We start from the raw sequence: 11,720 nt of genomic DNA on the forward strand, positions 1-11,720 counted from the left end.
ACCATGACCACCACCTTCACACCAGACGGAGCCGCGCCCCTGCCGCCCGAGTGCACCTGCGCCCAGGGGCGGGCAGCGACGTCGCAGGTGTCGCGCAGGACCCTCCTCGCCGGCGCCGGGGCCCTCGGCGCGCTCGGTGCGGTGGTCGGTGTCGCCGGGCCGAGCGAGGCGGCGACGCAGCTCGCGTTCGCGGGTGCGGCGTACGCCGGCGACACCATCGTCGTGCTGAGCCTGCGGGGCGGCTTCGACGGGCTCTCAGCCGTGGCGCCGGTCGGTGACCCCGCGTACTTCGCGGCCAGGCCGTCGATCGCCGTTCCCGCCTCGCGGGCGATCAAGCTCGACGCGATGTTCGGGCTGCACCCGGCCCTCGCGCCGCTGAAGCCGATCTGGGACGCGGGTGGCCTCGCGGCCGTCCACGCCGTGGGCCAGGTCAACCCGACGCGGTCGCACTTCGAGGCCATGGCCACGATGGAGAACGCCGCGCCCGGGTCGACGATCCGCACGGGCTGGCTGGACCGCATGATCGGTCTCAGCGGACCGGTGTCGACGTTCGCCTCCGCCGCCGTCGGATCCGCCACGACCCCTCCGTCGATGATCGGCCCGAGCCCCGAGCTCGCTGTCCAGAGCGTCGACGGCTTCACGCTGGCGGGGGCCGACACGGCCGCGGAGCAGACCCGCTGGGCGACCGCCCTGAACGCCCTGTATGCCGGCGCGCCCGCCACGCTGGCCGCATCCGCCACGGTCGCGGTCGGTGCCGTCTCGACGATGTCCGGGCTCAAGGCCGCGGGCTACTCCCCGGCCAACGGGGCCGTCTATCCCAAGGGCGCGCTCGGCGACTCGCTGCGCGACCTCGCTCGCCTGATCAAGGCCGGGGTCGGGCTGCGGGCGGCCACGGTGGACGTCGGCAACTGGGACATGCACTCGGGTCTCGGTGCGAGCGACTCCGGTTGGATGTTCCGCCAGCTGACGGAGCTCGGCCTGGCGCTCGCTGCGTTCAACCGCGACCTGGGGTCGAAGATGGCCGACGTCACCCTCGTGACGCTGAGCGAGTTCGGGCGACGCGTCGCCGAGAACGGCTCGGGTGGCCTCGACCACGGCCACGGGAACGTCTCGCTCGTGATGGGCGGCGGGGTGCGTGGCGGCAAGGTCTATGGTCGCTGGCCGGGCCTCGCGGAGCCCAGCCTCGACTCCGGTGACCTGGCCGGCACCACCGACTACCGCACCGTGCTCGCGGAGGCGCTCGAGCAGCGCGCGAAGCTCTCGTCCACGACCGTCTTCCCGGGGCTGGGCACCGACCGGCTGGGCCTCTTCGCGGCCCGCGCCTGAGACCGGCTCAGTCGTCGAGGATCGGGCGACCCTGGTCGTCGACGGCGGCGTTCGACATCGTGTCGGTCGAGCCGCTGATGTCGAGGTGCTCACGCTGCTCACCGGTGATCCAGGCGTACGTCGTGCCGGCGATCAGCCCGCCGACCACCGGCGCGACCCAGAACGCCCACAGCTGCCCCACGGCGCCGTTGCCGTTGAAGAAGGCGACGGCCGTGGAACGCGCCGGGTTGATCGACGCGTTGCTGATCGGGATCGCGACGAGGTGGGCGAGCAGCAGCCCGAAGCCGATCGCGAGAGGTGCGAAGCCCTTGGGGGCATCGTCCTTGGTGGCGCCGAGGATGATGTAGACGAAGAAGGCCGTCACCAGCGCCTCGGTGACGAGCACGCCTCCGAGGGCGAACCCGCCGGGGGAGTGCGTGCCGTAGCCGTTGGCGGCGAGGTTGCCGGTCGTGGGCAGTCCCTTCGAGGAGACGAGCCCGGCGAGGGCCCCGCCCGCGAGCAGGCCACCGACGAGCTGTGCTCCGACGTAGGCCGGCACCTCGCGCCACTCGAAACGCTTGGCGACGGCGATGCCGACGGTCACCGCGGGGTTGAAGTGGGCCCCCGAGACGTGGCCGACGGCATACGCCATGGTCGTCACGGCGAGCCCGAAGGCGATCGCGACGCCGAGGTGTCCGATGCCGAGCTGGACCGGCTGCCCGTCGAGGGCCTGCACGGCGAACTTCGCGTTGAAGATCGCCGAGCCGCAGCCGATGAACACCAGCCAGAAGGTCCCGAGGGCCTCGACCGCCAGTCGTGAGCTCAGCTTGGGGGTGTACATCGGGCTCCTCACCAGGACGTCGACGCCGTACCTCCCGGGATATCCCGGTGCTCGCAGCGTAGTGCGCCACGGCACGCGGGCGGTGAATCGCGCCACGCGCGTCAGCGCCTGACGTACTCGGTGCCGACTCCCTCGACCACGTGCCGGGGGACGTACGCGGCGGCGACCCAGTTGCGCAGCGGGTCGCGAGCCGCCCACACCGCCCCGCCCCCTGCCTTCGCCTCGGTGCGAGCCATGACGAGCACGACGTCGGGAGCCGTCCCGGTCCTGACGAACCAGTCCAGCGCGCGCTGGTTTCCGGGTCGGTGGTCGAGCCAGACGGACGGGGTGGCCATCGGGCCCCGCGCCGCGAGGTAGGCCCCCGATGCCCCGAGGACGAGGATGGACCGTCCTCCCCGGGTGGCCTCGTCGACCGCTGCCCCGACCGAGACGAGCTCCGTGGCCTTGACCCGGGTGGTCACGAGCCCGGCCCAGGGACCGGAGGTCAGGCGGGTGTCGACCCCGAAGGAGCTCGCCCCTCCGAAGGGGAGCACGAGAAGCGCGAGGGCCATGCCGGCCGGGGGCAGTGCCCCGACCACCCGGGGCAGCAGGCTCGCGGAGCCGGCTGCCGTGGACCACTGCGCCACGAGCACGAGGAACAGGCCGGCCAGCGCGGCGCCGTGGACGGAGTACTGCGGACCCGAGTTCGTCGTCGCGGCGACGATGCCCGCGGCCGCCACGGCGGGCACGGCGCTCGCGACGAGCTCACCCCCGCCTCCCGGTGCGGGCGCCCAGCGCAGCTCCGCCAGGACGGGGACGGCGAGCACGAGGACCATCACCGACTCGAGCGCCGCTGCCGTGTTGCCGAACCACAGCTGGGGCAGCGCCCCGACCGCGGCCGTGACCGTGACCGCCGAGGCCCAGACGAGGGCCAGGGCGCTCCCGAGCAGCCGCACCGGCCGCCAGCGCGCTCGCAGCGACGCGACGGCTGAGATGGCGAGGCCGGCGAGAAGGGGCCAGTAGAGGGGGAAGCGGAGTCCCTCGTAGCTGCCGAGAGCGCGAGCTGCCCGTTGGGCGGGGGAGAGGTCACCGCTGCCGCGGCTGTCGAGCAGGAATCGCAGCGACTCGATGACCGCCCCCGCACCGACGGTGAGGAGCACGACGGCAGCGACGAGCAGGCCGAGGCCGAGCGCAGCCGCGGTGGCCACCAGCCGGGCCCGGCCGTCACGCACCCGGACCAGGGCGGCCAGCAGGGCCAGCGCGAACGCGGGCGTGAGCTGCGGGCTCGCGACGGCGCCTGCGGCGCAGGTGGCACCGAGGGTCACCGCCCAGCCCGTGGAACGGGTCTCCCGCAGGGCGATGCCGGCAGAGGTCGCGAGCACGAGCGCGAGCACCGGCACCGAGGCGTAGCTGAGGAGGGGCAGCTGGTAGGGCAGTCCGAGCAGCGCCGCCACGGTGGCCGCGGCGGCCGGTCCGCCGGCATACCGAGTCCGGAGGCCTCGCACCGTGACCCATCCGACGGCGAGGGCCACGACGAGGAACCAGGCCCTGGCGGCGAGCGCGATGCCGGTCGGGCCGACGAGGTGGTCCCAGGCCCACACGAACGGCACCGCGAGAAAGGCACCGGTCACCTGCAGGTTCATCTCGTCGCCGAACGGTGCGTCACCGCGAGCGAGCCGCAGCGCGAGGGTCACGACGTGGGCGTCGTCGTCGGTGCTCGCGCCCAGCGGGACGCGCCAGGCCGCGAGGCCGAGCAGGGCCAGGACTGCCGCGGCGACGCCGGCGCGCGAGCGCACGTCAGCCGTTGGTCGGGTCGGCGGAGCCCGCGAGGTGGGCGTGGAGGCGCTGGCGCCAGTCGCCGATCGGGGCAACGCCGACGACGTCGAGCGAGTCGTGCGACAGGACGCCGTATGCCGGTCGGGGCGCCGGGCGCGGGAACGCCGCCGTGGTCGTCGGCTCGACCCGCGCGGGGTCGAGCCCGGCCTCCTCGAAGGTGGCTCGCGCCAGCCCGTGCCACGTCGTCGAGCCGCTCGACGTTGCGTGGTAGGTGCCGGCGGGCGCGTCGGCAGCGACCAGCCGGACGACGAGGTCGGCGACGTCGGCGCTCCACGTCGGCTGGCCCACCTGGTCGTCGACGACCGACAGGGTGTCCCTCCGTGCCGCGAGCGCGAGCATCGTGGCGACGAAGTTCGGGCCGCCGGCGCCGTAGAGCCACGCCGTACGCAGCACCCACGAGTCGGGCTGGAGGGCGCGCACGGCCCACTCGCCGGCAGCCTTCGTGCGGCCGTAGGCCGAGCGTGGCGCGGGAGGGTGCTGGGCGGCATACGGCTCGGCTGCCTGCCCGTCGAAGACGTAGTCGGTCGACACCTGCAGGAGCCGTGCGCCGGTGTGCGCCGCGGCGCGCGCGAGGTTGGCGGCCCCGACGGCGTTGACGGCGAAGGCCTCGCCCTCGTGGCTCTCGGCCTCGTCGACGGCGGTCCAGGCTGCGGCGTTGACGACGAGGTCGTGGCCGGCGACGCCGGCGACGCACTCCGCCGGATCGGTGACGTCGAGGTCGGGGCGTCCGAGCGCGGTCACGACGTGGCCCGCGGCACGCAGCGCCGGGACCAGGTCCTGGCCCAGCATGCCTGCCGCGCCCGTGACGAGGACCCGCAGGCCGGCCTCGCTCACCGGCCGAGCCTCGCGTAGGTGAGCTCGGCGTCGACCTTGGCCTCCGACCACCACGCCTCGTTCTCGCGGTACCACTCCACCGTGGCCGCCAGCCCGGATGTCATGTCGCCGTAGCGCGGCCGCCAGTCGGTCTCGCGCCGCAGCTTCGAGGCGTCGATCGCGTAGCGGAGGTCGTGGCCCGGGCGGTCGTCGACGTGGTCGAACCAGTCGGCCGGCCGGCCGAGCAGGTCGAGCAGCGTCGCGACGATCTCGAGGTTGTTGCGCTCACCATCGGCGCCGATGAGGTAGGTCTCGCCGAGCCGTCCCTGTTCGATGATCGCCACGACCGCGTCGTTGTGGTCGTCGACGTGGATCCAGTCCCGCACGTTTAGTCCCGAGCCGTAGACCTTGGGCCGGACGCCACGGAGGATGTTCGTGATCTGGCGCGGGATGAACTTCTCGACGTGCTGGCGTGGGCCGTAGTTGTTCGAGCAGTTGCTGACCGTGGCGCGGATGCCGAAGGACCGGATCCAGGCGCGGACCAGCAGGTCGGCGCCGGCCTTGGTGGCGGAGTACGGGCTCGACGGGTTGACCGGCGTCGCCTCGGTGAAGCGCTCGTGGTCGTCGAGCTTCAGGTCGCCGTAGACCTCGTCGGTCGAGATGTGGTGCAGGCGCTTCTCGTGGCGGCGGATCGCCTCGAGGAGGGTGAAGGTGCCGACGAGGTTGCTCTCGACGAACGGCCAGGGGGAGTCGAGCGAGTTGTCGTTGTGCGACTCGGCGGCGAAGTGGACGACGACGTCGTGGTCGGCGACGAGGCGCTCGACGAGCGCGGCGTCGGCCACCGACCCCTCGACGAGCTCGACCGAGCCGTCACCGCCGAGGTCGGCGAGGACCGGGGCGAGGGAGTGCCGGTTGGCGGCATACGTCATGGCGTCGAGTACGGTCAGCGTCCACCCCGGCCGGGTCTGACGCGCGCGCAGCACGAAGTTCGAACCGATGAACCCGGAGCCGCCGGTGACGAGCACACGCATGGGGCCGAGGGTAACCGCCCGCCCCGGTCGAGGGGCGGCGTTCGTCGACGGGGCTCAGCCCTCGGTCGTGGTCTCCGACGTCGTCGGCTGCGTCGACGCCCCGCCTCCGGGAAGGAACCCGTCGGCGGGGAGGTCGGACACGTCGCCGCCGAGCGCGGCGTACGCCGTGCGCGCCCAGAGGCGCCCACCCTTCGAGTTGGTGCTCGGAGGGTCGACCACCGAGACGTAGCGGTTGGGGTCGCCGGCAGCAGTGAACGCGCCCGCCACGTCGACGGTGGGCACGTTGTGCTGGGCCGCCCAGTCCTCGGAGGCGACCCGCACCGGACCGATGACGTCGTCGCGGTCAGGGGCCTGGAGCACGACGAGCACGGGGACGCTCGGCCACTTGGCACGCAGTGCCGTGTAGGTGCTGGTCAGTGCCGCCGGGATGTTGGACGCCGTGTTGCTGCGGCCGTAGCTGAGCAGGACCACGTCAGGCGTCGCCGGGACGAGGAAGTCGAGCCGGCGGGCGGCGTACGCGGCGCCCGCGCCCTGCCGGCTGCCGTTCCACACGGTCGCCTTGGGCCCGGACGTGCCGTAACGGATGGCAGCGTCGTAGGTCGTCGGATCGGCGGTGCTGAGATTGCGCAGTCCCACCGTGCGGGTCTTGCCGAGGAGGGTGGCGAGCACCTGCACCCACTCGCCCTTCTCGTCGCCCGTGCCGTCGCCGAGCACGGCGACGTTGACCGGCTTGGCCAGGCCGACCACCGCGGCGGCCTTGGCGGTGGCCTGCTCGGCGGGCAGCCCGGAGGTGGCTGCGGGGGTCGCGGGCGCCGACGGGGTGCCGGTGACCGACTTGCCCTTGCCGCCGGCCGACGGGGGCAGCTCGAGGTCACCGCCGCGGCGCCCCCCGGTCAGCGAGACGACGGCCACGACGATCGAGACGTTCACCAGGAGGATCACGAGACCCAGTAGGGCACTCTTCATCCGGGAACGACGCATGGCCCCGATTGTGCCAAACGGGACGTCCCATCTCCGAAACGTCCGCAGTCGCGGCGTGCGCAGCGTCGGAAACGGCGTCGACTAAATTGGGGCGCGGTCGGCGGTCGTGAGGGACCCCGGTCGGCCCGGGCAGGGCGACGAGACACAGACGGGACCTGACGACCGATGGCGACTGCGACGACCAGGACCCACCTGCGCAAGGCGCTGTGGCACCTGCGCCGGGGCGGGCTCGCGCAGCTGCGGACCTACCTCGCGCGGCGGTCGATCAGCAGGAGCCAGGGTCGCGGTGACGTGGCCGACCCCTCCGCCTTCGAGCCGTGGCCGACGCCCGACCGGGCTCCGGCGCGCCCCGGTCTGCGCGTCGGAGTCATCCTCGACGACTTCAGCCGGTCGGCGTTCGCCCCCGAGTGGGACCAGGTCGTGCTCCGGCCCTCGACGTGGCGCGAGCAGGTGAAGGGCATCGACCTGCTCTTCGTCGAGTCGGCGTGGCACGGCAACTCCGACGCGTGGCAGTACGCCCTGACGGGGCCGTCGGCGCCGCGGGCCGACCTCGTCGACCTCGTGTCGTGGTGCCGGGACGCCGGCGTGCCCACGGTCTTCTGGAACAAGGAGGACCCCACCCACTACGCCGACTTCCTGGGCACCGCCCGCCTCTTCGAGCACGTCTGGACCACGGACAGCGACCGCCTGCCCGAGTACCGCCGCGACCTCGGCCACGACCGGCTGGGGGTGCTGCCGTTCGCGGCCCAGCCTGCGCTCCACAACCCGGTGCGGCCGGTGACCGGCCACCAGAGCCGCGACATCGCGTTCGCCGGGATGTACTTCGCCCACCGCCACCCGGAGCGTCGAGAGCAGATGGACCTGCTCCTCGGCGCCGCCGCCCGGGTCTCCGGCCGTATGCCGTACGGCCTGGAGATCTTCTCGCGCTACCTCGGTGGCGATGAGCGCTACCAGTTCCCGGGCGAGCTGGGGGCGCGCGTCGTGGGCTCGCTCACGTACGCACAGATGCTGACGGCCTACCGGGCGTACAAGGTGTTCCTCAACGTCAACAGCGTCGTCGGCAGCCCGAGCATGTGCGCTCGGCGGATCTTCGAGATCACCGCGTGCGGCACGCCGGTCGTGTCGACGCCGAGCCCCGCCATCGAGAGCTTCTTCCCGCGCGACGAGGTCCCCCAGGTCGGCGAGGCCCAGGAGGCGGAGTGGACGCTGCGTGCGCTCGTGAACAGCCCCGAGCTGCGCGACCGCATGGTGCACTCGGCCCAGCGGCGCATCTGGCGCGCCCACACCTACGGCCACCGGGTGGACGACGTGCTGCGGTCGGTGGGTCTCGAGGGCCATGTCGTGCCGCGGAGGTCGGTCTCGGCGCTCGTGTCGTCCAACCGCCCGGCCCAGCTCGAGCACGTGGTCCGCACGGTTGCCGCGCAGCAGGACGTCGACGTCGAGCTGGTGCTGCTGACCCACGGCTTCGAGGCACCACCGGCTTTGGCTGGGCTGGCCCGTGATCTCGGGCTCGACTCGTTCCGCACCCTGACCGCGCCGGCCGACGACTCGCTGGGCGCCTGCCTCAACCGTCTCGTCACAGCCGCCGAGGGCGACGTCGTGACCAAGATGGACGACGACGACCTCTACGGCACGAACTACCTGCGCGACCAGCTGGACGCGCTCGGTTGGTCCGGCGCCGATGTCGTGGGCAAGCAGGCGCACCACATGTACCTCGAGGCGCAGGACGTCACCGTCGTGCGCTTCCCCGAGCGTGAGCACCAGTTCACCGACTTCGTGATGGGGCCGACGATCATGACGTCGCGCGAGGTGGCGTTGGCGCATCCCTTCGAGGATCTCCAGCGAGGCGAGGACACCGCCTTCCTAGGAGGTGTTGTCGGTGCCGGTTTGAGCGTGTTCTCTTGCGATAGGTTCGGGTTCGTCCAGACACGGTCCGCCACCGGGCAGCACACCTGGGAGGCGTCGTCAGCGGAGCTGCTGGCCAACTCTCAGGTCGTCGCGTACGGCCGCGCGGTGGACCACGTTCTCTTCTGAAGGGCAGTACCTGTGAGCGCGCAGACCCTCAGCGCCCCGTCCGCGACCACGTCGGCCTCGAGCACCCAAACTGTTGCCGTCATCGGTCTGGGCTACATCGGCCTCCCGACCGCCGCGATTCTGGCGACGAACGGCGTCAAGGTGATCGGCGTGGACGTGAGCGACCGCCACGTCGACGCGGTCAACCGCGGTGAGGTGCCCTTCGTCGAGCCCGACCTCGCGACGCACGTCGCAGGCGCAGTGAGCCAGGGGCTGCTGCGGGCTCAGAAGGAGACGCCGAAGGCCTCCACCTACATCGTGGCCGTGCCCACGCCTTTCAAGGACGGCTACCACGCTGATCTCAGCTACATCGAGGCCGCGACGGACGCGATCATCCCGCAGCTCTCCGGTGGTGAGCTGATCATCCTCGAGTCCACGTCGCCGCCCGGCGCGACCGAGCACATGGCGAAGCGCGTGCTCGATGCCCGGCCCGATCTCTCCCTCGACGGGGCCGACGGTCGTCCGGTCGTCGAGTTCGCCCACTGCCCTGAGCGCGTGCTCCCGGGCCGGGTCATGATCGAGCTGGTCACCAACGACCGCATCATCGGCGGTCTCACGCGCTCAGCCGCCGAGCGCGCGCGTGACCTCTACGGCATCTTCTGCGACGCCGAGCTGCACCTCACCGACGCTACGACGGCCGAGATGGCCAAGCTGACCGAGAACTCGTTCCGCGACGTCAACATCGCCTTCGCCAACGAGCTCTCGATCATCGCGGAGCGGCTCGGCATCGACGTCTTCGAACTCATCGAGCTCGCCAACAAGCACCCGCGCGTTAACATCCTTCAGCCCGGTCCCGGCGTCGGCGGCCACTGCATCGCCGTCGACCCGTGGTTCATCGTCAGCGCCGTCCCCGACGAGGCGCGACTGATCCGCACGGCGCGCGAGGTCAACGACCACAAGCCTGAGGTCGTGCTGACCCGCGTCAAGGAGCGCGCCGACCGGTTCAAGGCGCCGGTCATCGCGGCCTTGGGCCTCGCGTTCAAGCCCGACATCGACGACCTGCGAGAGTCTCCGGCGCTCGAGATCACGAAGCAGCTGGCCAAGCGCCACCCGGACGCCACGATCCTCGCAGTTGAGCCGAACATCAACGCACTGCCAGCGGCGCTGTCCGGGTTCGACAACGTGCGACTTGAGCCGACGGCCGCCGGAATAGCCGCGGCCGACATCGTCGTGCTTCTCGTCGACCACAAGGAGTTCAAGCACTTCAGGCGAGAGCTGCTCCGGGAGAAGAGCGTCATCGACACTCGCGGCATCTGGAGGTGACGCGCGGGGGCACGCCGACCATGGGCGTAATATCCACTTATGTCCGTATTGCCCCGAGTTCTGGCGTTGGGTTCCTGCCGTGTCTTCAGGCCGCTGCACCGCCTGCATTCGGCCGGAAAGCTGGATCTTCTCTACTACGCCAGGTCGCCTCACTGGTGGTTCACGCACTCCGCGGGTGAGGCGATCCAGTACCTCGAGGCCCTTCGCGGAGAAGTCGAGATCCCCACCCCTCTGCGGCCGCTCATCTGCGAGACGACTGCGGATCTACCCGACGATCTGAGCGACGACGCCAGGTTCGGCTCGCCGGACGTGGCGGTCCTTGAGATCTCGACCCTGAAGGCATTCCACAGCAACCGTCTGCGGCTCAATATGCAGCGGGTTTGGGGTTACGCCCATGCCTCCTCGGTGAACGCTGCCGCGGTGCTCGCAGGGCAAAAGGTCAACTGGCCTCACGATCGTCGACTGATTGCCGATCTTGATGTTCGGCGAGAGTCGGCTGAGGTGGTCGCCGACCAGATCCGCCAGATTCGCGAACTCGTCGGCGTGCCGCTGCTCACCGTGGACCACTTGTTCGCCACGACAACGAACGGGGATCCGATCCCGGGACGATCACAAATCACAGCCTTGCTGGGTGACGTGTCAGACGGCGACAGCATTGCGTTGCACTCGACTCGGCCGCTCATCGAGCAGCACGGGGAGTCGATTGCTCTACAGGACGCCACCCACTATGCGGCGGACTTCGAGCCGCTTGCGGGTGACGCGATGTGGACGTCCATCGAGAGACTGCTCGAGCGCTCGAGTTCGTCGATCCGCTGAGGCTGCACCTTCGCTGCCTTGGTGTTGGTGCACCAGAGAGGTCAGACCCTGACTTCAGCCAAGTCGTGTGCGAACTTCCGGCAGCCTTCCATGGGCAGATGGTGGATGTCTGTAGTCCCATCGTCCAGCACCCGGAAGCCAAACTCGTCAACCAGCGGCCGGGTATCGAAGACGTTGATGTCCAGCCCTGTGGCAGCCTCTTCGATTGCCTCGAACAGCTGCGCCCGCACGGTTCCGACCTCACCGGTCTTCACCAGGTGCGGAACCACCGTGAGCCGACGCGTACCGCAGGCCTCCAACAGCGCGCTGAAGGCCTCATGCAGGGAAGGGACGTCGTCGTCTTCGACCGACACGCCGAGGTCGGGAAGATAGTGGGCGTAGTAGCCCTGTTTCCATACGTCCTTGTACGGCGCGTTGAGGTAGTAGTTCGGATTCCCCTGCAGGTGCAGGCCATCAAGGACGTAGTTCTTCAACGAAGACACCTCGACCACGACGTGAGACGTCTCGGCCCAGGCCTTCGCCCACTCGTCACGGAGGCGAGCCAGGCCAGCTGCTGTGAAGACGCCGGCATCGAAGGGGTTGCGGGGGGTCTGGTCCCGCCGGAAGAACAACCGAGACTGGTCCTCGGTCAGAGGCAGCCCCGACGTCACCACGCGCAGGACGTCCACCGCCTGACCCGCACTGTGGAAGTAGCCGGCCCCAAGGAGAGCAGGCTCGAAGACATGGTCGTCCATTGCCCTTTCGGCAGGCTCGTGTAGCCGGCTGGTGCCGATCATCATCAC

General features: G+C 70.9%; 10 protein-coding genes. 4 read left to right on the forward strand and 6 right to left on the reverse strand.

Going from position 1 to position 11,720, the window contains the following annotated elements:
- Positions 1-3 precede the first annotated feature (3 nt).
- The gene (locus ACXR8F_RS17730) at positions 4-1,326 is read left to right on the forward strand and encodes a DUF1501 domain-containing protein (RefSeq protein WP_458802475.1); all 1,323 of its coding nucleotides are present in this window, start codon (positions 4-6) and stop codon (positions 1,324-1,326) included.
- 7 nt (positions 1,327-1,333) lie between these two features.
- On the opposite strand, the gene aqpZ is transcribed toward ACXR8F_RS17730, so the two are convergent.
- The 5 genes from aqpZ to ACXR8F_RS17755 all read right to left on the reverse strand — a co-directional run bounded on the left by aqpZ (position 1,334) and on the right by ACXR8F_RS17755 (position 6,786).
- Positions 1,334-2,146: an aquaporin Z gene (gene aqpZ / locus ACXR8F_RS17735; RefSeq protein WP_458802477.1), complete on the reverse strand. Its 813-nt coding sequence runs from the start codon at positions 2,144-2,146 to the stop codon at positions 1,334-1,336.
- A gap of 101 nt (positions 2,147-2,247) precedes the next feature.
- Positions 2,248-3,921: a hypothetical protein gene (locus ACXR8F_RS17740; protein ID WP_458802479.1), complete on the reverse strand. Its 1,674-nt coding sequence runs from the start codon at positions 3,919-3,921 to the stop codon at positions 2,248-2,250.
- 1 nt (position 3,922) lies between these two features.
- The gene (rfbD, locus tag ACXR8F_RS17745; protein ID WP_458802481.1) at positions 3,923-4,795 is read right to left on the reverse strand and encodes a dTDP-4-dehydrorhamnose reductase; all 873 of its coding nucleotides are present in this window, start codon (positions 4,793-4,795) and stop codon (positions 3,923-3,925) included.
- Positions 4,792-5,805 carry a dTDP-glucose 4,6-dehydratase gene (rfbB, locus tag ACXR8F_RS17750; protein ID WP_458802483.1) on the reverse strand — a complete coding sequence of 338 codons (1,014 nt, stop codon included), beginning with the start codon at positions 5,803-5,805 and terminating at the stop codon, positions 4,792-4,794. The genes rfbD and rfbB overlap by 4 nt, the downstream gene beginning before the upstream one ends.
- A gap of 54 nt (positions 5,806-5,859) precedes the next feature.
- Positions 5,860-6,786 (reverse strand): SGNH/GDSL hydrolase family protein, encoded by a 927-nt coding sequence (locus tag ACXR8F_RS17755; protein WP_458802485.1) that lies wholly within the window; start codon positions 6,784-6,786, stop codon positions 5,860-5,862.
- 165 nt (positions 6,787-6,951) lie between these two features.
- On the opposite strand from ACXR8F_RS17755, the gene ACXR8F_RS17760 reads away from it, so the two are divergent.
- Genes ACXR8F_RS17760 through ACXR8F_RS17770 form a run of 3 tightly spaced genes read left to right on the forward strand, consistent with a single transcriptional unit; the run spans position 6,952 to position 10,938 of the window.
- Positions 6,952-8,820: a glycosyltransferase family protein gene (locus ACXR8F_RS17760; RefSeq protein WP_458802487.1), complete on the forward strand. Its 1,869-nt coding sequence runs from the start codon at positions 6,952-6,954 to the stop codon at positions 8,818-8,820.
- A gap of 12 nt (positions 8,821-8,832) precedes the next feature.
- On the forward strand, positions 8,833-10,122 hold the full coding sequence (wecC, locus tag ACXR8F_RS17765; RefSeq protein WP_458802489.1) for a UDP-N-acetyl-D-mannosamine dehydrogenase: 1,290 nt from the start codon (positions 8,833-8,835) through the stop codon (positions 10,120-10,122).
- Positions 10,123-10,161: 39 nt separating this feature from the next.
- Positions 10,162-10,938 carry a hypothetical protein gene (locus tag ACXR8F_RS17770; protein WP_458802490.1) on the forward strand — a complete coding sequence of 259 codons (777 nt, stop codon included), beginning with the start codon at positions 10,162-10,164 and terminating at the stop codon, positions 10,936-10,938.
- Between the two features lie 41 nt (positions 10,939-10,979).
- On the opposite strand, the gene ACXR8F_RS17775 is transcribed toward ACXR8F_RS17770, so the two are convergent.
- Positions 10,980-11,717 carry a hypothetical protein gene (locus tag ACXR8F_RS17775; protein ID WP_458802492.1) on the reverse strand — a complete coding sequence of 246 codons (738 nt, stop codon included), beginning with the start codon at positions 11,715-11,717 and terminating at the stop codon, positions 10,980-10,982.
- Positions 11,718-11,720 lie beyond the last annotated feature (3 nt).

This window comes from Terrabacter sp. AAH1 (genome assembly GCF_054456855.1).